Genomic DNA, 22,428 nt, shown 5'->3' on the forward strand with positions numbered 1-22,428 from the left:
ATTTGAAGTAGGACATCGAGTAATAAAAAAGGGGAATGATTTATTCCCCTTTTTGACATCTAAAATACAGTTAGACCACGAAATTTTTTGGGCAATCTAAATTTTTTAGTGCACTAAAGATCTGCTTCGAAGAATTACATACGATCAGTTTGGCACGATGCTGCGGCGGCAAGAAACCTTCAGCGACCGCATGGTCTAATTGTGCAATCAGTGCATCATAGAAGCCATTGACGTTATAAAGCATCATCGGCTTTTGGTGTTGATTCAACTGTCCCCAAGTGGCGATTTCTAAAATTTCTTCGAATGTACCGAGACCACCGGGCAGGGCAACAAAGGCACTGGCACGTTCTGCCATCATGGCTTTACGCTCATGCATACTGCGCACGACGTGTAGTTCAGTCAAATGATTATGTGCAATTTCATAATCCAACATAAACTCAGGAATCACACCCACGGCTTCGCCGCCATGTTCGACCACAGCATCAGCGACTTGCCCCATTAGGCCAATACTGGCGCCACCATAGACCAGACCAAAACCATGTTCAGCCAAGCCTTGCGCCAACGCGATGGCTTTTTCTTGATAAATTGGATTGTTCCCAGAGCGGGAGCCGCAATACAGTGCGATTAAAGGTTGTGTTGTAGCAGGAGAAGGATTACCACGTTTTTCTGTCATTTTTAATCCGCTATTCATTACGTTTTAATTTTACCTTAGCATGTTATTTTTTATGACACTACATTGGCAGCTAAATATGACAATTTAATGTCATCACTGGGTTTAAATTCTTCCATACAGAGATTGTACTTTGGTAAAAAAGGGTGAATTTTTACCTTAACTTGCTATACTTAAAACTTCATTTTAAGCTAAAGAACCGTCATGGGTAGTGGTTGTTGTCACTCAGCACACATCAAAATATTAGAAAGAACGCCATTAAAAGCGTTTGCGCATGTCCAATGCATTTCATTTTCAAATCAGCATGATCTACGTGTGAATAACATTCAGGAGATACAACCATGATCTTTGAATGGATGTCCGATCCTTCTGCATGGGTGGGTTTATTGACACTGGTGGTGCTTGAGATAGTTTTAGGTATCGATAACTTGGTTTTTATTGCGATTCTTGCGGAAAAATTACCGCCAGAACAGCGTAATACTGCACGGATTGTCGGCTTATTGCTTGCACTGTGTATGCGATTGGTCTTACTGGCCTCAATTGCATGGGTGGTGACCCTAACCAATCCACTGTTCCATATTTTCGACCATCCATTTTCCGGTCGAGACCTAATCTTACTGTTTGGTGGGGTGTTCTTGCTATTTAAAGGCACCATGGAACTGCGTGAACGTCTTGAAAACAAGCCGATGCTAAAGGAAGAAAATCCTGTGCATGCGACGTTTTGGATGGTGATTGTGCAGATTGTGGTGCTCGATGCCGTGTTCTCACTCGATAGTGTGATTACCGCTGTCGGGATGGTGAAACACCTGTCGGTCATGATGATTGCGGTCATTATTGCTGTCGGCATCATGCTGTGGGCATCTAAGCCGCTGATGAACTTCGTGAACCGTCATCCAACGGTAGTGATTCTGTGCCTGTGTTTCTTGATGATGATCGGTTTCTCGCTCTTAGTCGAAGGCTTTGGTTTCCATATTCCAAAAGGCTACTTATATGCAGCCATTGGTTTCTCCGTACTGATTGAGTTTTTGAACCAAACCATGCGTCATAATCAGGAAAAAATGGTGACAACCACAGACTTACGTTATCGCACAGCCTCAGCAGTGATGCGTATGCTCGGTGGGAAAAATGTTGCAGACAATCAAAATGAAAATGAAGATGTGCTTGCAACACGTGCTTTTGCTGATGAAGTCTTTGATGAAGACAATGGGGTTTACCACAGTGTCATGGTACAAGGGGTACTGGGTTTATCTGAGCGTCCAGTAAAGTCCGTGATGACACCTCGTCCTGAACTGGAATGGATTGATTTAGATGAAGAACCTGAGGCGATTCGTGCTCAATTACTCAGTACCACGCATTCACGTTTAATTGTGGCACATGGTGAGCTTGACAATATTGCGGGTGCGGTACTGACTCATAAAGTCATGAATGACTATATTGAAACGGGCGTACTCGATTTCGAAAAACATCTCCGTGAGCCAGTGGTGGTGCATGAAAATGCACAAGTCTTGATGGTGATGGAGCAACTGCGTCAAGCGCCGTTACAAATGGCCTTAGTGTTGAACGAATACGGTTCAATTGAAGGGATTGCTACACCGATTGATGTCTTAGAAGCGATTGCTGGTGAGTTCCCCGATGAAGATGAACCTGAGACGGCAGCAGAAAGTCTCGATGATGGTTCATTGTTACTCGATGGCTCAACCGACATTCGTCATGTGTCTTTATTGTTGGGTCGTGATTTGGTGGATGATGCTGAACAGTATTCGACATTGTCCGGATATATCTTATTCCATTTGGGTCGTTTACCAGCCAATGGTGAAAAATTCAAAGCGGATGAACACATTTTTGAAGTGGTTACGATGGATGGTCATAAGATCGAAAAAGTGCATGTCATTCCCATGCCAACTGAAGATTAAGTTGCGTATCGGGGGGTAATCTATATAGATCACTGATGTTACGCACGTAAAAGTAATTACGCATTTTTAAAATGATTTTTAAGTCTATTCGACGGAGTCTTACATCTAGGGTTTAAATAAAGGGATTAGCCTTCGGCTGGAGGTACTTTTGTTTCGGCAAAAGTACCCAAAACCATTGTCATCCGCAAAACTCGTTCACTACCGTCAAATTATTCAAAGCATTGCAAAAACATTTTTGATTAGAAGTAGTCCTGTCTCAAACACTTGCGGATGACCTTACCGTGTATCATTCTTTTATTTGAATCGATACGGATCTACTGATGAAAATTGTGTGGAAAGATCCGTTAAAATAGCCTGCATTGTCAGGCTATTTTTTATGGAAACAAACATGTCACAAGTCCAATGTCCATGTGGCAAAGGTGAGTATGCCAACTGTTGTCAGCCCTTACATGCGGGGCGTGAAAATGCACAGAGCGCAGAGCAGTTGATGCGTTCACGTTATAGTGCTTTTGCACAGCATGAGATTGATTATATTGTACAAACAACTGCGCTTGGACAGCAGCAAGCCTTAGATGTCAGTGCCATTGCAGCGTGGAGTCAGGCCAATCAGTGGTTAAAGCTTGAGGTTGTCCAAGCCCAAGAAAAACTCGATAAAAACCATGCTCAAGTTGAATTTAAAGCCCATTATCACGATGGGCAGCAAGCGCAGGTACATCATGAAATTTCACACTTTGTGAAGTTCGAGCAACGCTGGTATTTCCTTGATCCGACCACAGAGATGCAAATCACCATGAAGCAGCCGTGTATTTGTGGTTCTGGACGAAAATTTAAACAATGTTGTGCGCAATTTTTATAACATTTGAGCAGATTTAGCTTAGAATAGCGCGCATCTCAACCCTCAGTGGAAGAAGGGCGATGTTACTTACCGTTATTTATATTATCGCAATCACGGCAGAAGCAATGACAGGTGCATTGTCTGCGGGTCGGCGGAGTATGGACTGGTTTGGGGTAACATTGATTGCCTGTGTCACGGCACTGGGGGGCGGTTCGGTTCGTGATGTGCTACTTGGGCACTATCCACTGACGTGGGTTAAGCATCCCGAATATCTCATGCTGACCTGCTTTGCTGCATTTGTCACCATCCTGATTGCAAAGTGGATGCGTCATCTTCGTAATATCTTCTTGGTTCTCGATGCCTTGGGTCTCATTGGTTTTACCATTATTGGCTGTCAAATCGCTTTAGAAATGGGACATGGTTTTGTGGTTTCTGCGGTAGCAGGGGTACTAACTGGTGTCTCTGGCGGTATTTTACGAGACATCCTGTGTAACGATGTCCCGCTGGTGTTCCGTCGTGAACTTTATGCCAGTATTTCTTTTGTGTCCGTGATTTGTTATTGGCTCTGCATTGAGATTGGCTTATCGCTAGAATTGACCGTCATTGCGACGCTCATTTTCGGTTTCACCTTACGTCTGATCGCCATTTACTTTGGCTTAGAAATGCCTAAATTTATTTATAAAGATGATGATGATCAGTCAGTATCTTCAAAAGATTTGTCATAGCCGCGTTGCTATAACATCACATTAAAATGCTGAAAAGGCGGATCAATGGTCGGTCTTTTGCATGGATCTATACTAAAAAACGCAAAATCATACATCCTGTTGGGAAAGCAGTGTTCATCCTTCCACCAGTTCAGAGATCTTGTTATGGACTTAGTCTCACGTATACAACGCTTACCCATCGGTAAGTTTCACTACACTTTACTTTGGGTTATTGGCCTTGGCTGGATGTTTGATGCCATGGATACGGGACTCATTTCCTTTATCTTAGCGAAAATGGCTGAAGATTGGGCCATGACGCCAAATGATAAAAGTTGGGTGGTTTCGATTGGTTTTGTTGGGATGGCGATCGGCGCGGTGTTTTCTGGAGGACTGGCAGATCGCTTCGGCCGAAAAACAGTCTTTGCATGGACATTGGTGATTTATAGCTTAGCCACCGCTGCATGTGCGTTTGCACCTAATCTAACTTGGTTGTTGGTATTTCGTTTTATTGTCGGCTTAGGTTTAGGTGGACAACTCCCAGTCGCGGTGACTTTGGTCAGTGAATATATTCCAGCGCATGTGCGTGGCCGTTTTATTGTCTTACTAGAAAGTTTTTGGGGACTGGGCTGGTTGGTTGCTGCATTGGTCTCACGCTTTATTATTCCTGATTTTGGCTGGCATGCAGCGTTCTTGATTGGCGGTATTCCTGCGTTATATGCGATCGTGATTTGGAAAATGGTGCCCGAATCGGTGCCTTATTTGATTAACCGTGGACGTTTTGATGAAGCACACGCATTGGTGAAAAAGATTGAAGCCAAATGTGGTGTGCAAGTTGTTGAAATTTTTGAGGTCAAACCGGTTGCAGAAAAGCACAACATCAGTTTTTCACAGCTTTGGTCAGGCATTTTTGCACGTCGTACTTTAATGCTTTGGCTCATTTGGTTCGGTATCGTTTTTTCTTACTACGGTATTTTTACGTGGTTACCAAGTTTATTGGTCAAAGAAGGCTACACCATTGTTCAATCCTTTGAATATGTCTTGGTCATGATTTTGGCACAATTGCCGGGTTATATTGCAGCGGCATGGTTGGTCGAAAAATTGGGTCGTAAAGCTACTTTGGCGGGCTTCATTGGGATGTGTGCCATTTCGGCATATTTCTTCGGTCAGTCTGGCAGTGTGACAGAGATTGTGATTTGGGGCTGTTTAATGTCTTTCTTTAATCTCGGTGCTTGGGGCGTACTTTATACCTATACACCAGAACAATATCCGGCCAATATTCGTGCCTTTGGTTCGGGCTGGGCGGGTGCCATTGGTCGGATCGGGGGCATTGCCGCGCCTTTTGCCGTGACACATATGATGGATATGGATCATGGTTTTAGCTATGTCTTTATGATGTTTACAGCAGTCTTAATTGCAGTTGCCGTGGTGATTTTGGTTTTAGGTGAGGAAACCAAAGGCAAAACTTTAGAATCCATTGGTCTATAGAGACTGTTGAATTTTTAGTTGATCATGGTGAATAAAATGGATATTTTTACGCCATAAGACACAATTTGTCGCAGAGTGTTAGATCATCCCCTTGTATAGGGGACACCTGCGACATAGCATAAGAACCCAATAAAGAACGAACAATTTAGGATTACAGGTTGTTATGACAAGCCTTGCGCATCATGCGACAGAAAACCGTTCCGTAGCAGAATTTACCGAACAAGCATATCTCAACTACGCCATGTACGTGATTATGGATCGTGCATTGCCACATATCAGTGATGGTCTAAAACCCGTTCAGCGTCGTATCGTCTATGCGATGAGCGAGCTCGGGTTAAAGCCAACGGGTAAGCCAAAAAAATCTGCACGTACGGTTGGTGATGTACTGGGTAAATACCATCCTCACGGTGACTTAGCTTGTTATGAAGCCATGGTCCTCATGGCGCAGCCGTTTAGTTATCGCTATCCATTTATTGAAGGTCAGGGAAACTGGGGCTCACCAGATGATCCGAAATCCTTCGCAGCGATGCGATATACCGAAGCAAAACTGTCTGCGTATAGTGATTTATTACTGTCAGAGTTAGGGCAAGGGACTTGTGATTGGCAGGATAACTTTGATGGTTCGATGAAAGAGCCAGTGAATTTACCGGCACGTGTTCCAAATATTTTACTCAACGGCACAACGGGCATTGCTGTGGGTATGGCAACCGATATCCCACCGCATAACTTACGTGAAGTGGTGAAGGGCACCATCGCCTTAATTCGCAATCCAAATTTAACCGATGAGAAAGTCGCAGAATATATTCCTGCGCCTGATTTGCCGACACGTGCGGAAATTATTACCTCTCCAGAAGAATTACTTAAAATTCAAACCACGGGTCGCGGAAGTTATCGAACTCGTGCTGTGTACAGCATTGAGAAAAATGAAATCGTGATTACGGAGTTACCGTATCAGGTTTCAGGTTCGAAAGTGATCACGCAGATTGCAGATCAAATGCAGGCGAAGAAGTTGCCATTGGTCACGGACTTACGTGATGAGTCAGATCATAAAAACCCAACACGTTTAGTGATTGTCCTGCGCTCAAACCGTATTGATGCTGAATCGGTGATGAGTCATCTATTTGCAACCACTGACTTAGAGTCGAGCTATCGTGTCAATATGAACATGATTGGCGCTGACGGTCGTCCGCAAGTGAAATCGATCCGCCGTATTTTGTTGGAATGGATCGAAATCCGTAAAAATACCGTGACACGTCGTTTGACTTATCATCTGAATAAAATTGAAAAACGGTTACATATACTTGCAGGCTTGATTATTGCCTATCTGAATATTGATGAAGTGATTCGAATTATTCGAGAAGAAGATCAGCCTAAACCTGTGTTAATGACGCATTTTAATATCGATGAAATTCAAGCCGAAGCCATTTTAGAACTCAAGTTACGTCATTTGGCAAAACTTGAAGAAATGGAAATGCGCCGTGAACAAGAAGAATTGGAAGCCAAAGCAGCCATTATTCGTGAACAATTGGCGAACCCTGAGTCATTAAAAGCATTGATCATTAATGAACTTAAAGAAGATGCGAAGAAATTTGGTGATGACCGCCGTTCTCCAATTGTGAAACGTGCAGAAGCCCATGCGATTAATGAACAAGATATGCTTCCTGCAGATCCTGTGACTGTGGTGTTGTCTGAAGCGGGTTGGATTCGCTCGGCGAAAGGTCATGAAGTCGATGCTGAGAACTTAAATTTCCGTGCAGGTGACCAATATCTCAGCCATGCGCAAGGTAAATCAAATCAACGCGTTTATGTCTTAGATGATGCCGGTCGTAGCTATGCTTTGGGCATCAATACTTTACCATCCGCGCGTGGTTTAGGTGAGCCTCTGAGTTCTAAACTTGCACCTGCAAGTGGTGTCGGCTTTAAACAAGTATTTATTGCTGAAGATGAAACAGAAGTCTTGGCGATGAGTAGTAAAGGCTATGGCTTTAAAACCCAAGCCAAAAACCTCGATACCAATGCAAAAGCAGGTAAAGCCTTCCTTACCTTATCTGAAGGCGCGGCGGTCATGAATTTAACGGCGATTGAGAATGCAACACATCTTGCACTCCTCAGTTCTGCAGGGCGTTTGCTGTTGGTTGAACTTGATGAATTACCAGTATTGAATAAGGGTAAAGGTAATAAATTGATACAACTTGAAGCAAAAGATCAAATAGTATCCATGACAACTTTGAATTTAGATGAAATAATTCAAGTGCTTGCAGGAAATCAACAATTAAAGCTTAAAGGCGACGATCTGCAAAAATATGTGGGTAAACGTGCATCGAAAGGCGTGTTGTTACCACGTGGATATCAAAAAGCAAATAAACTGTTCATTCAAAGATAATACTAGCATCCATGGAACGAAATACGTTATATATGCTGTTATTCGTGAAATGGATGCAATATTAAGCACAAACAAGTTAAATAATGACCGCTTAATATTGAAAAAAAACAGTTGGATTATTAAGGATTACGACAGGAGAATTGGGCGTTATGGAAAAGATTTGGTTCGCTGAATACCAAAAGACAGGGATTCCAGAAACTGTAGAATTACCCGCAGAAAATACCTCATTGGTCGATATTTTTGAGCGTAATTTTCAGAAGTTTGGCTCAAGAGATGCCTTTATCTTCATGGATAAAGTCTTAACTTTTAAAGAACTTGATGAAGCTAGCCGTAAATTTGCAACTTATTTGCAAAGCTTAGGTTTGGCTAAAGGTTCACGCGTTGCAGTCATGATGCCGAACGTTCTTCAATATCCTGTTGTCGCATTGGGTGTATTCCGCGCTGGCCTGGTATTGGTCAACGTGAATCCACTGTATACCTCTCGTGAACTTGAGCATCAATTGAATGACTCTGGAACAGAAGCTCTAGTTATTATTGAAAACTTTGCATCTGTTTACCAAGCGATTATTGGTAAAACCCCAGTAAAACATGTGATCGTGGCATCTGTGGGTGACATGCTTGGTACGCTGAAAGGTACATTGGTTAACTTTGTATTACGTTCAGTACGTAAACAAATTCCAGCTTGGAACATTCCAGGTCATATTCGCTTTAATGCAGCAATGTCTAAAGTGAGTGCAAACAATTACAAACGTCCAAACTTAACTTTAAGTGATACTGCTGTACTTCAGTATACCGGTGGTACAACTGGCGTATCTAAAGGCGCAGAATTGACCCATCGTAACCTTGTGTCAAATATGTTGCAGTGTGATGGTATTTTCCAAAGTAAATTTGGTCAGAAAGATGGTCAGCCAGATGATCGTATCTTCTGTGCATTACCGCTGTATCACATCTTTGCATTTATGGTGTGTGCACTTTACGGTATGTACAAAGGTCAGGCAAACGTATTGATTCCTAACCCGCGTGACCTACCTGCGGTAATGAAAGAATTACGTAAATACCAACCTTCATTCTTCCCAGCAGTGAACACATTGTTCAATGCTTTGGTGAACAATGAAGAGTTCAAGCAACTTGACCACAGTAAGCTAAAAATGGCGATGGGTGGTGGTATGGCAGTGCTTCCTTCGACTGCAGAAGCGTGGAAGAAAGTTACAGGTACCAATATTATCGAAGGTTATGGTTTATCAGAAACTTCACCTGTTGCAACCGCAAACCCTCCAGCATCAATGGAATTCAGCGGTACGATTGGTATTCCATTGCCACTAACTGAAGTTGCTATTTTAGATGATGATGGCAATGAAGTTGCTCAAGGTGAGCAAGGTGAAATTTCGATTCGTGGTCCTCAAGTCATGAAAGGCTATTGGAACCGTCCAGATGAAACTGCCAAAGTAATGACGGCGGACGGTTTCTTCCGTACAGGTGACATTGGTGTCATGGATCCACGCGGTTATGTGAAGATTGTAGACCGTAAAAAAGACATGATTTTGGTGTCTGGCTTCAACGTTTATCCTTCTGAAATTGAAGAAGTTGTTGCAAAACATCCAAAAGTGCTAGAAGTTGCTGCGATTGGTGTTCCTGATGAAAAATCAGGTGAAGTACCTAAATTATTCGTTGTGAAAAAAGATCCATCTTTAACGACTGAAGAAGTTTTGGCATTCGCAAAAGAAAACTTAACTGGCTATAAACGCCCACGTTATGTTGAATTTATGGATGAATTACCAAAATCGAATGTTGGTAAGATTCTACGTAAAGATTTGCGTAAAACAGCATAATATAATGCATAAAAAAAGCGCCTTCGGGCGCTTTTTTTATCGCTTTTAATTTAGATCATTAAAGCTTGCCTTTATTCATCGACCAGCGATCAAAGTAGCGACGTCCTACTCCAAAAACACCTAAGAAAATAAACATCGCACCGAACTGACGACTAAAGCCGGATTGGTTATAGCTGCCATAGGTTAAAATATTGTCGACTAAACAATACAGTGCAATGACAATGACCCAATGCCAAAGGGGAAGTTGCTTGATGGAAACTGCATAGAATGCAACCCACATGATGACAAAGCTGAAAACAGTCGACCAGACATTTAAGTTGGCGCAGATCACAGCAAGTAAAAATGCAGTCACAGGGATGACGATTTTTAAGGCACGATCGACGCGAAGCTGATGGCGTTTTTGCTCTTCAAGAACTTCAAATAATTGATCTTGATCAGAAGTGCTCATAGAGGATCCTTTCATCTGCCGATTATAAAAACACTATATTTAACAAAAATTATTCACGAAATGCCATGGTATTATAGCAGCCATAAAATCTTCCTGAGAAAAAACACATGCACAGCATCAGTGGGATCATCTATCTCATTTTGGCCGCTTGTTTACTGCCATATGTATTTACATTTATTGCGAAGCGAGCTGCAGGTTTTAAATCGAGTGATAATCAAAATCCACGTGAAGTTTTAGCGCGCTCTACAGGGTTGGCGAGCCGCGCACATGCAGTGCAGCAAAATAGTTTTGAAAGTTTACCTTTATTTATTGCGGCTATTCTAATGGCCGAATACATGGTGATTCATCAACAATACATCATGACCTTTGGGATAGCCTATCTCGTTTTACGCGTTATTTATGGGCTATGTTATTTAGCCAATTGGGCAACTTTACGTTCAATCATTTGGACCTTGTCGATGTTATGCCCGATTTGCCTGATGTTATTGGTCATTAAATTAAGCTAAATGTTCTGCTTGATGATTAAATTATCAGCATGATCGCTAAAATCACAAAAAAAGCGATAAAACCGTTATAATTGTGCCGGATTAAAAGATTTAACTTGTTTAAAGAGTGATGCTATGAGCTACAGCAATATCCCAGCGGGTAAAGATGCACCAAACGACATCTATGTCATTATTGAAATTCCTGCAAATGCAGCACCAATCAAATACGAAATCGATAAAGATTCTGATGCGTTATTTGTAGACCGTTTCATGGGTACTGCAATGTTCTACCCAGCGAACTATGGTTATGTTCCAAATACATTATCTTTGGATGGTGACCCACTAGACGTACTTGTGGTAACTCCGCATCCAGTAGAACCAGGTTCTGTAATTCGTTGCCGTCCTGTTGGTAAATTGAACATGGAAGATGATGGTGGTGTTGACGCAAAACTCGTTGCGGTTCCACACGACAAATTGACTCCGCTTTATAAAGATGTTCAAGAATATACCGATCTTCCTGCATTATTGATCAATCAAATTGAACATTTCTTCCAACACTACAAAGACTTAGAACCTGGTAAATGGGTTAAGTTAAGTGGTTGGGAAGGTGCTGATGTTGCGAAACAAGAAGTACTTAGCTCAATTGAAGCTTACAAAGCTGCGAACAAATAATATTGTTTTAAGCTGAGCATCGTTTTTATATGAAAACGATGCTCATAAAAAAAACCTGCACAGTGTGCAGGTTTTTTTTCGCTATCTTAGAGTAGCTGCGAAATTAAAATAATTTCACAGGGATGTCTAACCAAATACGCCATTCATTGGTATCACCAATATAGTTGTTTTGGTAGTTATTACTAGCACGGTAGTAAGAATGACGAAGGCGTAAGCTTGCATCTTTGGCAAAACCAGATTGAACGGTATATTTCACTTGGTTAAAGAATTCGTGTTCTTCTTCATTGTCGCTAATCATTGTACCGGCATTATCAGTGGCTTTAATATCCCAACCGTAAACAAATGCTGAAGTCCAAGATAGGCCTGGAACATTTAATGCGCCAAAGTCATAGGTATATTGAAGTTGTACAGACTTTTCATCATTACCAATAAAGTCAGATAGATATGAGTTTGGCATGTAAATAGATTGTTTACCATCACCAACGTTTGTACCTAAGCCATAGTCGTAACCGGTATTACCAAAGTTTTGTTGGTAAGCAACCATGACATTGTGTGGACCACGATTATATGTTGTAGAAAGGGCAGCGATTGAGTTATCGAATGAGTCGTTGCTTTCACCAATTTGAGAATATAAGTATTGATTAGCATCTTTATCCCATTTTGTGTGATATGCGCTTAAATCATAAGTCAACGAGCTTTTATCAGCTAAACCTTGAGTAAAATTGGCATTGATATAATGACGATCTAAACGATCTTTAATATCTGTACCATAGTAAGCAAGATTTAATTGATCATTTGCTTTATATTTTGCACCCCAAACAATTGCGCGGTCTAACTTAGCACCATCAGAATTAATTTGATTTGATAATTGATTTTCAGTGAATTTACCAGCGATCAGGTTAAGATTATTAATCTCATTACTTTCAACCAAAACACCTGTGTAGTATTCAGGTACTAGTCGTGCAGTATTACTTGCTAATACAGGGATGTCGAGAAGTTGTGTACCGTAAGTTGCAGTCGTATTTGAAATACGTGCTTTTACGTATGCACCACCACGAGCCCAGTGATCATAAGCATCAACTTTACCATTCGCATCTTTGCCACCATGCGTTGGAATCATATCGTTATCGGTATGGGCATTTTCACCAAGTTTGATTGATGCATCGCCTATGATACCCGCTGCAAAACCAACAGTACCTTTGGTAAAACCTGAATCAAGATTTACGATAGCAGTTTGCGCAAAAGAGCTAGTATCATCTACGCCATTTTTTTTATCACGATGTAAATAACCTGTACGGAACAATACAGAGCCTTCGGCATCTTCCACAAAGCCTTTAGATTCACTTTGTTCGCTAGCAAAAGCAGTAGAAATAAGAGCAGCGTTTACTAATACTGCAAGTGTTAGTTGTTGAGCTTTAAGCATTGGGAGAGAGCCTCATGCAAATTTGGTTAATATGTAGTGCGATTGTATATTTTTTCTTAAAAAAATCACTATTTTTAATGCGCTTATTACACTAAAGTTAGAAAACATTCAGATCATCGGTTAATCTGGAATAAGCAAATATTTCGTATGTTATTGTTGTTTAACAAATAGTTTATTTAAATTGAATATATATTAAGCTAAAGAGAAGTTTATTCATTGCTTATCATAAAAAAATATAAAAAATGGTAAAAACTCTCATTTAACTTGCTGATTTATCATTACTCTTCGCGATAATTTGTGCTGAAATTAAATTGGTATTTTGATCAAAAAGTATAAAAACTGCTGAGGTGCATGGCATCAATGTTCAGGCTAAGTAAGCACTGTTGGCGTATTTTTAGTAAATAGAGAATGACTTTTAGCGAAGTCGTCAGAAATGTTTTCCTTAAAATCTAGCTCAATAAAAGATGATAATAATCGTGATAAATACATATTAATGAAAGCATTAAATCATTGTTAAAGACTGGAACACGATAAAAGATATTTTATGAATCAAAAGCTTAGTTTTTACTGTTATATATAATCTTACCTTTGTTTTTAAATGATTTAATTGATCAAAATAAGAAAAAAGGGGCTATACAGTGGCGTAAAATCGATTAAAATCGGCGCTAAATTTTACTCAACCCAATCCACGATCGATCCGATGTGGGGACTAAACATGATTCAATTTTATAAAAAAGCAATTCTAAGTATTTTAGTGACCCTAGGTACAGTCCCTGCATTTGCAGAACAAACTGAACAAGCCACAACTGCACAAGAGAATTGGTCTGGAAGTTTGGGCGTGGTAAACAAATATGTATACCGTGCGAGTGAAGAAAATGATCAAGCAGCATTACAAGCCGGACTTGAATATGCACACAACAGTGGGCTGTTCGCGGGTTATTGGGGTTCTACACTCAACTATGACCCTACGGACGATAGTCAGTCACATGGTTTTGAACATGATTTCTATGTCGGATATGGACGTGAACTGAATGAAGATTGGAGCTATAAGTCACAAGTGATGGCCTATGTCTATCAAGGTGGCGGTTCAGTTTATAACGATGACCGCTCTGAAAAGCGTCGCACAACGGGCGTCGAATTTATTCAGGACATAAGTTATAAAGATTTAACTGCAAGCATGGCTGTATTGTTGTCTGATGTTAATTATGGCAATGCAGGAGATGTATATCTGAATGCTGCTTATAGCTATGCATTACCTTATGATGTTTCATTAAATTCATCGCTTGGTGTTTCTGTTTTTAATGACAGTCGTGATGACAGCCTATTAACAACCACAGAAGATGTGGTGTTCACTGAAGCACGTTTAGGCTTGAGTAAATCGATTGCTGATACTGGATTTGAAATTGCTGCTGACTATGTATGGGGCGGTAAAGATCGTGAAGGCGAGCAATTAGACGATAACGTTGTGGTTGGATTGACCTATTCTTTCTAACATTAACGAGTTGATCGTATTCAGTCATATTCTTGAAAGTGCATAATGGTGATTGTGCACTTTTTTTATGCATTTTTGAGATCGGTGTTGAAAAAATATACTCAAAAAAGCGCATTTTTAAAGTCCTGTTACATCTATCAACCCGAAGATTTAAATAATCTAAATAGATGAAAATCTGCATTCTAAAATAAATTAAAGAGAAAAAAGGCCAAATAGGATAATTAAAAAATAATAAATAAAAACAGTAATATATTGGTTTTTCATAAACCAAAATGGTGACTTTTATAAAAAAAATATGCGCTTATTTTTAAACATGGCACAGCGCTTGCTAATACCTCATTGAGTTCAACGAAATAACCAAAAAATACGTCGTCGCACGATGTGGGGGAACAAACCATGAAATTTGTACTTAAAGCTTTATCAATCGCTGTACTAGGAGCAGCATCGACGTTTACTTTTGCTGAAGCACCTGCTTCTGAGCATTCTGTATCTGGAAATATCGGCGTACTGTCTAGCTATAATTTACGTGGTATTACCAATGTGCCTGAAAATAAAGATGTGACAATCCAAGGTGGTTTGGATTATAGCCATGCATCAGGCTTCTATGCAGGTTGGTGGGGTTCAACATTAAACTATGTTGATGACCTACCGAATGGTTTTGAAAATGATTTTTATGCGGGCTATAACGGTTCAATTAATGATGATCTTGGTTACACAGCAGGTCTAACTTACTACTATTACTATGATATTGATACAAGTGATGCAAACGGTTTAGAAACAATGCTTGGGCTAAGCTATAAAGATTTTGGCTTAACAGCGCAAACTTTGCTTGAAGATGTTTCATGGGGTAATGCAGGTGATACTTATATCAAAGCATCATATAGCTATGCACTTCCTAAAGACTTCAGTCTAGATACCGCGCTTGGTTTATATGCATATCAAGATTCAGGTGATTTTGAAAAAGATTTAGGAACAACAGAAAGCTTTGGTTTCCGTCACTTTGATATTGGTCTAAGCAAGCCTTTAGCAGATACAGGTGTTACCGCAAGCATGAATTACACAGTTGGTGGTTATGACCGTGCGGATGAAAAACAAAAGAATAAAGTCGTATTTGGTTTGAAATACGAATTCTAATTTTAAAGAGCATTAAAAATGGCGACCTTAGGTCGCCATTTTTTTAAGCATTGAGTTGGCTTCGATAGGACAGCGCTTCAGAAACGTGTTGAGCTTTAATGTGTTCACTTTGAGCCAAGTCGGCAATGGTTCTGGCAACACGTAACACCCGATGATAGGCACGCGCAGATAAATTCATTCTCTGCTGGGCTAACTGTAAAATATTCTGTGCAGTAGCATCCAAAACTGCTTGTTGCTCCAATTGCGTCGGCGTCAGTGCCATATTGGATTTTTGCTGGCGATCTATTTGTAACTCATAGGCACGAATGACACGATGCCTAACCGTACTTGAGTTTTCAACCTCTTGCGAACTTTGTAATTCATGCGCTGCCAGTGGCGGGACATCTATATGTAAATCAATACGATCTAATAATGGACCTGAAATACGGTTTTGATAGCGTTTAATACTTTCAGCACTACATTGACAGCGGCTGTCTTGGTTGAAGGCATAGCCACATGGGCAAGGATTCATTGCTGCGATCAATTGAAAATTTGCAGGGAAGGTGATTTGACGAGAAGCCCGTGAAATCACAATTTCCTTGGATTCGAGTGGTTGCCGTAACACCTCCAACACCTTTCGATCAAATTCAGGCAGCTCATCTAAAAATAAAACTCCTAAATGTGCCAAGGTGATTTCACCCGGTTTAGGATTTGATCCGCCTCCGACGAGGGCAATCGCAGATGCGGTATGGTGCGGCGCACGAAATGGACGCTGCCCAAAATGATGATTTGCACCTGCAATGGAATAAATACTCGCGACTTGCAAATTTTCTTGCATATCTAAGGGCGGAAGAATGCTGGCTAAACGCGAGGCGAGTAGAGTTTTACCTGTGCCTGGAGGGCCACGAAATAGCAGGGAATGACCGCCAGCCGCCGCAATTTCTAAAGCACGACGTGGTCTCAGTTGACCTTTCACATCAGATAAATCAAAAGGGTAACTGTGTTGATTGGCTGACGATGTTGAAGGGTGGCTACTGATTAAGGCTGAACGACTTAAATGTTCACATACATCCTTAAGATGCTGTGCAGGAAAGACTTGGAACTCCGGCAGTTGCGCCGCTTCATCGGCATTGAGTGCCGGTAGAATCAGATGATGCCCGATATGCTGACAGGCAATGGCTATACTTAAGATGCCACTGACAGGTCGTAAATAACCATCAAGTGCCAATTCTCCAATAAATTCAAAACCATCTGCTGCATTTTCAGGAAGTTGTCCCGACGCGATCAGAATCCCTAAAGCAATGGCGAGATCTAAACGTGAACCATCTTTGGGTAAATCTGCGGGTGCTAGATTAATGGTCAGACGTTTGGTCGGAAACTGAAAGCCGCTATTAATAATCGCAGAGCGGACACGGTCTTTACTTTCACGGACGGCGGCCTCAGGTAGGCCCACAATGGTCAATGACGGTAGGCCTTGGCTGACATGAACTTCAACTTCAATTTGGGGTGCATTTAAGCCGAGCAAACCCCGAGTATAGATTTTGGCAAAAGACATATTATTGTTCCGTTATGGTGCATTATTTTTAATCGTTATGCGTCTTTTGTTGCACTAAAAAGGTGCTTATTTTTTGTTCTGAATTTTTTGTTCGAGTTCTTCGACGTGTTTCAACAATTCATTTAAACGTAAATTGGCATTATTCAGTGCAGTACGTTGGCGTTCGATTTCTTCTTTCGACACGAGATCCATTTTGCTTACAGCTTCATTGAGTAAGCTACGCAGGTTATGTTCGACATCTTTTTTCGGCTGATCGATTTGTTCTAATATCGCTTGTAATAAGGTTTCAATCATTGTTTTGACCATCCTCAGTGAATTGGTGGCAGCAGTTTAACATCGCCACATTCATGACCATAGTGCTTTTATTTAAATATGCGTTTAATCGATCAGTAAAATCGTAATTCTTCTAGTAAAAACGTCTATTTTTATAAGCATACGCAAGATTATCCGTATAAAATAGGTTATAAAGAAATCTCATGCTGGGCTGACTATTTTCCCCCGACTGTAGTCATATTGGCATGAAAATTGAACATAAAACCTTACAGGTGAAATAAGCCGAAGGAAAACAAAACATGAAGCTCGTAACTGCAATTGTAAAACCTTTTAAATTAGATGACGTGCGTGAAGCACTCTCTGAAAATGGTGTTCAAGGGATCACTGTCACTGAAGTTAAAGGCTTCGGTCGCCAGAAAGGTCACACTGAACTTTATCGTGGTGCTGAATATGTGGTTGATTTCTTACCAAAAGTAAAAATCGAAATCGCAATCAGTGATGAAATGGTCGATACCGTAATTGAATCAATTACTCGTGTTGCAAGCACAGGAAAAATTGGCGACGGTAAAATTTTTGTAAGCAATCTGGAACAAGTCATCCGTATCCGTACTGGTGAAACAGGTGCAGATGCCGTTTAAAAAATTGGCATGAAGTTTGCTGAGTAGCTAATAACTCAGAAAATCAGGTCGGGGGATACGAATGAAAAAAATGCTAATTGCACTCGGCTTGTCCAGTGCACTTTTAGGTGGTTCTGTTGCGTGGGCTGAAGAAAGCGCAACAGCACCTACAGAAGAAGTCACAGTAGTTGATACTGCAAATACAACAACGCTAAATACAACAGAAGCTGCAGTTCCAGTTGAAGCAGCGCCAGCACCTGCAGAACCAGCACCTACAGAAGAAGAACCTAAGCTCGATACAGGTGATACAGCATGGATTTTAGTGTCCACTGCACTTGTTTTACTCATGACAATTCCCGGTTTAGCATTGTTTTACGGCGGTATGGTCCGTAAGAAAAATGTACTCAGCACCATGGCACACAGTTTTGTTGCTGCGGGTGTCGTGAGTTTAACGTGGGTGATTGTGGGTTATACCTTAGCATTTGGTGAAGGCAATGCCTTTATCGGTAGCTTAGACAAATTTATGTTGTCGGGTATCACTACAGAAGCGTTGACGGGTACGATTCCAGAGATTCTTTTTGTTATTTTCCAAATGACATTTGCCATTATTACCGTTGCCATTATTAGTGGTTCGATTGCAGAACGTATGAAATTCGGTGCTTTTGTTGCGTTCATCGCAATTTGGAGTGTCGTGGTTTATGCACCAATTACTCACTGGGTATGGGGCGGTGGTTGGTTAGGTAACGACGGTGCGCTTGATTTTGCGGGTGGTACAGTAGTTCACATCAACTCGGGTGTTGCGGGTCTCGTTGCAGCGTACATGCTTGGTAAACGTATGGGGCTTGGCCGTGAATCTATGGCACCACATAATCTAACGCTAACTGTCATCGGTGCAAGCCTTGTATGGGTAGGTTGGTTCGGTTTCAACGGTGGTTCTGCACTAGGTGCAAATGGTTCCGCTGGTTATGCATTGGTGGTAACACAAGTTGCAGCAGCAGCAGCAGCAGTGGCATGGTTAATTACTGAAAAAGTGGTTCGTGGTAAAGCGTCTGTCTTGGGCGGTGCTTCTGGTGCAGTAGCAGGTCTTGTGGTGATTACACCTGCGGCAGGTTTCGTAACAGTTGGCGGCGCTTTAGCGATGGGTCTGATTGGTGGTGTGGTTTGCTTCTGGGGTATTACTGCGCTGAAACGTGCCTTGAAAGCGGATGACTCTTTGGATGCGTTTGGTCTACATGGTGTCGGTGGTATCGTGGGTGCGATCCTTACAGCATTCTTTGCCAGCGAATTCATCATGGGTGACAATGCACCGAGTAACTTAATGCATCAATTATGGGTTCAAGTCGAAGGTGTACTAGCGACTATTGCTTACTCAGCAGTGATGACATTCATTATCTTGAAAGTGATTGATCTGGTGATTGGCATCCGTGTTGAAGCTGATGACGAACGTATGGGTCTAGACTTAAGTCAACATGGTGAACGTGTAGAATAATAAGATCACAGTAAATCAATATATTGTGTAAAACAGCCCGAAAGGGCTGTTTTTTTTCCATATCTAGCGTAAAGCTCTACAAATTTCAAAATTTTTGCTACACTCTAAATCCATTCGGATTTGTTCAATTTAACCGCTATGCATTGTCCATTTTGCAACGCTGAAGACAGTAAAGTGATTGACTCACGTCTTGCTGCTGAAGGCTGTCAGATACGCCGCCGCCGTGAATGTATTAGTTGCGGTGAACGTTTTACAACTTTTGAAAGCTATGAAGTGGTGATGCCGCGTGTCATCAAGTCTGATTCAAAGAGTGAACCTTTTGATGAAGCCAAGCTCCGCCGCTCGCTCATGCATGCCTTGCAAAAGCGTCCAGTAACGCAAGAGCAAATTGAAACGGTACTCAGTGATATTCAATTGCAAATTCGCCGTTTGGGTGAACGTGACGTGAAATCACGCACCATTGGTGAAATTGTCATGCAGTCATTGTTTGCTTTAGATCATGTGGCTTATGTACGTTTTGCTTCTGTGTACCAAGACTTCCAAGATGTAGAAGCTTTTCGTCGTCAAATTGAACAAATGCAGCAGCGTGAGCACTAATGTACATCTGCTTCCATTTTTATCATGAGTGATTACATGTCTGAGTTAGATCAAGTGACGTTGCAGCAGCATCAACAGTGGATGCGGCGTGCAATTGCATTGGCACAGCAGGGGCAATACAGCACTCGTCCCAATCCCAATGTGGGCTGTGTGATTGTCAAAGACGGTCAATTGGTTGGTGAAGGCTTCCATCCCAAAGCGGGTCAACCGCATGCAGAAGTCTTTGCAATGCGTGATGCAGGTGAGGCCGCACGTGGCGCAACCGCTTATGTGACGTTGGAGCCTTGCGCACACTATGGGCGTACGCCACCTTGTGCCAAAGGCTTGGTGGAAGCAGGTGTTGCTCAAGTCGTTGTGGCCTGTCCCGATCCGAATCCATTGGTTGCGGGTAAAGGTGTACAAATCCTACATGATGCTGGCATTGAAGTGATTACGGGTATTTGTGAAGCAGAAGCGCATCAATTGAACTTGGGCTTTTTAAAAGCCATGGCGACGGGCATGCCTTATGTCCGTCTCAAAGTTGCATCGAGCCTTGATGGACGCACAGCGATGGCCTCGGGTGAGTCTAAATGGATTACCGGTGCAATGGCGCGACAAGATGTACAGCATTGGCGTGCGATATCAGGTGCCGTAATCACTGGGATTGAAACGGTATTAGCCGACGATTGCTTACTCAACGTACGTCAGCTCGATGACGCTGTTGACATGCGTAACGTGGTTCAGCCGAAACGTATCGTGCTAGATCGTCAAGGCCGCTTGCCATTAAGCGCAAAAATATTGCAGCAACCTGAAACCGTGATGGTCATGGGGCCATATCGTCAGGAACTTGCTGACTTGGGCGTGGTACAATTTGAAATTCAGCCTTTGGCCGATCTGTTAGCAGCATGCGTTCAACAGTTTCAAATTTATGATGTCCTTGTGGAAGCCGGTGCGACACTTTCGACCGCTTTCTTACAAGAACATTTGATCGATGAAATGATCAGTTATGTTGCACCGACCTTGTTGGGTCAGTCAGCACGTGCAATGTTTAATGCGGAATTTGACCGCATGGCAGAGCAGCTTCGATTTAAGCTGAAAGATGTCACTCAATTGGGTGATGACATTCGCTTAAGGTTAATCCCTTCTCAAGAGACGCTATGAATTCAGAGTCTACGGTTTATCACAAACGTCGTCATGCGGCTCGTACCACAGACGAATATCTTTTCCATCAGTTGGTTCCTTATTTAGGAAACAAACGCCGTCTATTACATCTGATTTTAGAAGCACTTGAGCAAACGGGAACCTTAAAACGCGAAGATGGTCGTGCGCCGATATTTGCTGACTTTTTTGCAGGTTCGGGTGTGGTGTCACGGTTGGCACGTCAAAACGGCTATCGTGTTATTGCCAATGACTGGGAACCCTACAGCCATGCCTTGAACAGCGCGATTCTCTCTTGCGTTGAAGCACCTGCGTTTAAAGAGTTGGGTGGCTATCAGAAAGCGATTGATTATCTGAACCGTTTGCCAGAAGTTAAAGGTTGGGTGACCCATAACTTGTGTCCACGTAATGATGAAATCTACGATCCTGCACGTGACCGTTTATTCTTTAAACGTCGTAACGGCATGCGCATCGATGCGATTCGTCAGCAAATTGCAACTTGGCAAGCTCAAGGCGCAATTGATGATGTGGAAATGAGTGCTTTGTTGGCACCGTTATTGTATTCAGCAAGTTTTGTCAGCAATACCAGCGGTGTATTTAAAAGTTTCCATCATGGTTGGGGCGGTAAAACCCAAGCGGCCTTAGATCGTATCGGCTCATTGTTATGGCTGACTCCAAGTCGTTTTTGTGAAATTGGTGATCCGAAAAAACCCGCCGCGGAAATGTGGTGTGTCGACGCACAGCATTTGGCCAATCAAATGAGCGGCTTTGAAGTAGATGTGGCTTATCTCGATCCACCATATAACCAACATGCTTATAGCAGTAACTACCATGTGTTGAATGCCTTAACGTTATGGGATCAGGTGGATTTACCAACGCCAGATACCAAAGGCTTTAAGAGCGGAATCGACCGTGCATGGCGTAAAGAACGTCCAAGTCCATATAATTCTTCGAAGCATGCGAAAGAAGCTTATGAAAAATTATTAGAAACCATCAATGCACGTTACATCCTGACGAGCTATTCAACCGATGGTAATATCAGCGCCACAGATTTGTTACAAGCCAATTTAAAACGTGGCAGAGTAAGCTTATTGACGCAAGATGTACCACGTTACCGCGTGAGTAAGCAGCGTCAGTCTGAACGTGCACGCGTACTAGAGTTTATTGTCATCACGGATACGCATGCCAAATCAGGTCCACCAATCCGTCAGTTGTTGAGTCAATTGCACCATTTTGCAGAATTAGGTGGTGTCGATACCTCTGGCGTGAGCACGCAACTTGATTTGTGGTAAAAATCATCGCCCCATA

20 protein-coding genes are annotated in these 22,428 nt (G+C 41.9%); 15 read left to right on the forward strand and 5 right to left on the reverse strand.

The genetic code is table 11. From position 1 onward, the window contains the following. Positions 1–70 precede the first annotated feature (70 nt). Complete coding sequence (locus FTU83_RS02895) at positions 71–691, reverse strand: TIGR00730 family Rossman fold protein (protein WP_078189478.1); 621 nt, start codon at positions 689–691, stop codon at positions 71–73. Between the two features lie 320 nt (positions 692–1,011). On the opposite strand from FTU83_RS02895, the gene FTU83_RS02900 reads away from it, so the two are divergent. The 6 genes from FTU83_RS02900 (at position 1,012) to FTU83_RS02925 (ending at position 9,819) form a co-directional block, all read left to right on the forward strand. Further along, the gene (locus tag FTU83_RS02900; RefSeq protein ID WP_180105626.1) at positions 1,012–2,583 is read left to right on the forward strand and encodes a TerC family protein; all 1,572 of its coding nucleotides are present in this window, start codon (positions 1,012–1,014) and stop codon (positions 2,581–2,583) included. A gap of 388 nt (positions 2,584–2,971) precedes the next feature. After that, positions 2,972–3,439: a YchJ family protein gene (locus tag FTU83_RS02905; RefSeq protein WP_168378244.1), complete on the forward strand. Its 468-nt coding sequence runs from the start codon at positions 2,972–2,974 to the stop codon at positions 3,437–3,439. Between the two features lie 59 nt (positions 3,440–3,498). Further along, positions 3,499–4,143, forward strand: a complete 645-nt coding sequence (locus FTU83_RS02910) for a trimeric intracellular cation channel family protein (protein WP_078189475.1) — start codon at positions 3,499–3,501, stop codon at positions 4,141–4,143. Positions 4,144–4,287: 144 nt separating this feature from the next. Then, positions 4,288–5,607, forward strand: coding sequence for an MFS transporter (locus FTU83_RS02915; RefSeq protein ID WP_168378243.1), 1,320 nt, complete (start codon positions 4,288–4,290; stop codon positions 5,605–5,607). Between the two features lie 163 nt (positions 5,608–5,770). Continuing rightward, positions 5,771–7,990, forward strand: coding sequence for a DNA topoisomerase IV subunit A (gene parC, locus FTU83_RS02920; RefSeq protein ID WP_180105627.1), 2,220 nt, complete (start codon positions 5,771–5,773; stop codon positions 7,988–7,990). Positions 7,991–8,139: 149 nt separating this feature from the next. Further along, on the forward strand, positions 8,140–9,819 hold the full coding sequence (locus tag FTU83_RS02925; protein WP_168378241.1) for a long-chain-fatty-acid--CoA ligase: 1,680 nt from the start codon (positions 8,140–8,142) through the stop codon (positions 9,817–9,819). 58 nt (positions 9,820–9,877) lie between these two features. Here FTU83_RS02925 and FTU83_RS02930 read toward each other — a convergent pair whose 3' ends face one another. Further along, positions 9,878–10,267, reverse strand: coding sequence for a hypothetical protein (locus FTU83_RS02930; protein ID WP_168378240.1), 390 nt, complete (start codon positions 10,265–10,267; stop codon positions 9,878–9,880). Between the two features lie 107 nt (positions 10,268–10,374). Here FTU83_RS02930 and FTU83_RS02935 point away from each other — a divergent pair, with 107 nt between their 5' ends. Together FTU83_RS02935 and ppa are read left to right on the forward strand one after the other, a co-directional pair. Continuing rightward, positions 10,375–10,773: an MAPEG family protein gene (locus FTU83_RS02935; RefSeq protein ID WP_078189470.1), complete on the forward strand. Its 399-nt coding sequence runs from the start codon at positions 10,375–10,377 to the stop codon at positions 10,771–10,773. A gap of 114 nt (positions 10,774–10,887) precedes the next feature. Next, on the forward strand, positions 10,888–11,424 hold the full coding sequence (ppa, locus tag FTU83_RS02940) for an inorganic diphosphatase (protein ID WP_078189469.1): 537 nt from the start codon (positions 10,888–10,890) through the stop codon (positions 11,422–11,424). 103 nt (positions 11,425–11,527) lie between these two features. On the opposite strand, the gene FTU83_RS02945 is transcribed toward ppa, so the two are convergent. Then, on the reverse strand, positions 11,528–12,847 hold the full coding sequence (locus FTU83_RS02945; protein ID WP_180105628.1) for an OprD family outer membrane porin: 1,320 nt from the start codon (positions 12,845–12,847) through the stop codon (positions 11,528–11,530). A gap of 715 nt (positions 12,848–13,562) precedes the next feature. Here FTU83_RS02945 and FTU83_RS02950 point away from each other — a divergent pair. Further along, the gene (locus FTU83_RS02950) at positions 13,563–14,339 is read left to right on the forward strand and encodes a TorF family putative porin (protein WP_180105629.1); all 777 of its coding nucleotides are present in this window, start codon (positions 13,563–13,565) and stop codon (positions 14,337–14,339) included. 396 nt (positions 14,340–14,735) lie between these two features. Further along, on the forward strand, positions 14,736–15,473 hold the full coding sequence (locus tag FTU83_RS02955; RefSeq protein ID WP_180105630.1) for a TorF family putative porin: 738 nt from the start codon (positions 14,736–14,738) through the stop codon (positions 15,471–15,473). 43 nt (positions 15,474–15,516) lie between these two features. On the opposite strand, the gene FTU83_RS02960 is transcribed toward FTU83_RS02955, so the two are convergent. Next, the gene (locus FTU83_RS02960; RefSeq protein ID WP_180105631.1) at positions 15,517–17,007 is read right to left on the reverse strand and encodes a YifB family Mg chelatase-like AAA ATPase; all 1,491 of its coding nucleotides are present in this window, start codon (positions 17,005–17,007) and stop codon (positions 15,517–15,519) included. 66 nt (positions 17,008–17,073) lie between these two features. Next, positions 17,074–17,301: an accessory factor UbiK family protein gene (locus tag FTU83_RS02965; RefSeq protein WP_078189551.1), complete on the reverse strand. Its 228-nt coding sequence runs from the start codon at positions 17,299–17,301 to the stop codon at positions 17,074–17,076. 278 nt (positions 17,302–17,579) lie between these two features. On the opposite strand from FTU83_RS02965, the gene glnK reads away from it, so the two are divergent. The 5 genes from glnK (at position 17,580) to FTU83_RS02990 (ending at position 22,412) form a co-directional block, all read left to right on the forward strand. Then, positions 17,580–17,918 (forward strand): P-II family nitrogen regulator, encoded by a 339-nt coding sequence (gene glnK / locus FTU83_RS02970; protein ID WP_067763174.1) that lies wholly within the window; start codon positions 17,580–17,582, stop codon positions 17,916–17,918. Positions 17,919–17,979: 61 nt separating this feature from the next. Then, positions 17,980–19,386, forward strand: a complete 1,407-nt coding sequence (locus FTU83_RS02975) for an ammonium transporter (RefSeq protein ID WP_180008071.1) — start codon at positions 17,980–17,982, stop codon at positions 19,384–19,386. Between the two features lie 138 nt (positions 19,387–19,524). Next, entirely contained in the window at positions 19,525–19,983 is a 459-nt protein-coding gene (gene nrdR, locus FTU83_RS02980) for a transcriptional regulator NrdR (protein WP_067763170.1), read from the forward strand. A gap of 36 nt (positions 19,984–20,019) precedes the next feature. Continuing rightward, complete coding sequence (gene ribD / locus FTU83_RS02985) at positions 20,020–21,123, forward strand: bifunctional diaminohydroxyphosphoribosylaminopyrimidine deaminase/5-amino-6-(5-phosphoribosylamino)uracil reductase RibD (RefSeq protein ID WP_180105632.1); 1,104 nt, start codon at positions 20,020–20,022, stop codon at positions 21,121–21,123. Then, entirely contained in the window at positions 21,120–22,412 is a 1,293-nt protein-coding gene (locus FTU83_RS02990; protein ID WP_078189462.1) for a DNA adenine methylase, read from the forward strand. The genes ribD and FTU83_RS02990 overlap by 4 nt, the downstream gene beginning before the upstream one ends. The last annotated feature ends 16 nt before the right edge of the window (positions 22,413–22,428 follow it).

Origin of the sequence: Acinetobacter sp. YH12152 (assembly GCF_013418285.1) — a bacterium.
Taxonomy (GTDB): Bacteria; Pseudomonadota; Gammaproteobacteria; order Pseudomonadales; family Moraxellaceae; genus Acinetobacter; species Acinetobacter amyesii.

What these genes read in the sequence shown, in the direction of transcription:
- FTU83_RS02930 (WP_168378240.1), bottom strand. Translation starts at nt 10,267, where the DNA reads ATGAGCACTTCTGATCAAGATCAATTATTTGAAGTTCTTGAAGAGCAA.
- FTU83_RS02960 (WP_180105631.1), bottom strand. Translation starts at nt 17,007, where the DNA reads ATGTCTTTTGCCAAAATCTATACTCGGGGTTTGCTCGGCTTAAATGCA.
- nrdR (WP_067763170.1), top strand. Translation starts at nt 19,525, where the DNA reads ATGCATTGTCCATTTTGCAACGCTGAAGACAGTAAAGTGATTGACTCA.
- FTU83_RS02925 (WP_168378241.1), top strand. Translation starts at nt 8,140, where the DNA reads ATGGAAAAGATTTGGTTCGCTGAATACCAAAAGACAGGGATTCCAGAA.
- parC (WP_180105627.1), top strand. Translation starts at nt 5,771, where the DNA reads ATGACAAGCCTTGCGCATCATGCGACAGAAAACCGTTCCGTAGCAGAA.
- FTU83_RS02935 (WP_078189470.1), top strand. Translation starts at nt 10,375, where the DNA reads ATGCACAGCATCAGTGGGATCATCTATCTCATTTTGGCCGCTTGTTTA.
- FTU83_RS02965 (WP_078189551.1), bottom strand. Translation starts at nt 17,301, where the DNA reads ATGATTGAAACCTTATTACAAGCGATATTAGAACAAATCGATCAGCCG.
- ppa (WP_078189469.1), top strand. Translation starts at nt 10,888, where the DNA reads ATGAGCTACAGCAATATCCCAGCGGGTAAAGATGCACCAAACGACATC.
- FTU83_RS02945 (WP_180105628.1), bottom strand. Translation starts at nt 12,847, where the DNA reads ATGCTTAAAGCTCAACAACTAACACTTGCAGTATTAGTAAACGCTGCT.
- FTU83_RS02955 (WP_180105630.1), top strand. Translation starts at nt 14,736, where the DNA reads ATGAAATTTGTACTTAAAGCTTTATCAATCGCTGTACTAGGAGCAGCA.
- FTU83_RS02905 (WP_168378244.1), top strand. Translation starts at nt 2,972, where the DNA reads ATGTCACAAGTCCAATGTCCATGTGGCAAAGGTGAGTATGCCAACTGT.
- ribD (WP_180105632.1), top strand. Translation starts at nt 20,020, where the DNA reads ATGTCTGAGTTAGATCAAGTGACGTTGCAGCAGCATCAACAGTGGATG.
- FTU83_RS02990 (WP_078189462.1), top strand. Translation starts at nt 21,120, where the DNA reads ATGAATTCAGAGTCTACGGTTTATCACAAACGTCGTCATGCGGCTCGT.
- FTU83_RS02975 (WP_180008071.1), top strand. Translation starts at nt 17,980, where the DNA reads ATGAAAAAAATGCTAATTGCACTCGGCTTGTCCAGTGCACTTTTAGGT.
- FTU83_RS02900 (WP_180105626.1), top strand. Translation starts at nt 1,012, where the DNA reads ATGATCTTTGAATGGATGTCCGATCCTTCTGCATGGGTGGGTTTATTG.
- FTU83_RS02910 (WP_078189475.1), top strand. Translation starts at nt 3,499, where the DNA reads ATGTTACTTACCGTTATTTATATTATCGCAATCACGGCAGAAGCAATG.
- glnK (WP_067763174.1), top strand. Translation starts at nt 17,580, where the DNA reads ATGAAGCTCGTAACTGCAATTGTAAAACCTTTTAAATTAGATGACGTG.
- FTU83_RS02950 (WP_180105629.1), top strand. Translation starts at nt 13,563, where the DNA reads ATGATTCAATTTTATAAAAAAGCAATTCTAAGTATTTTAGTGACCCTA.
- FTU83_RS02895 (WP_078189478.1), bottom strand. Translation starts at nt 691, where the DNA reads ATGAATAGCGGATTAAAAATGACAGAAAAACGTGGTAATCCTTCTCCT.
- FTU83_RS02915 (WP_168378243.1), top strand. Translation starts at nt 4,288, where the DNA reads ATGGACTTAGTCTCACGTATACAACGCTTACCCATCGGTAAGTTTCAC.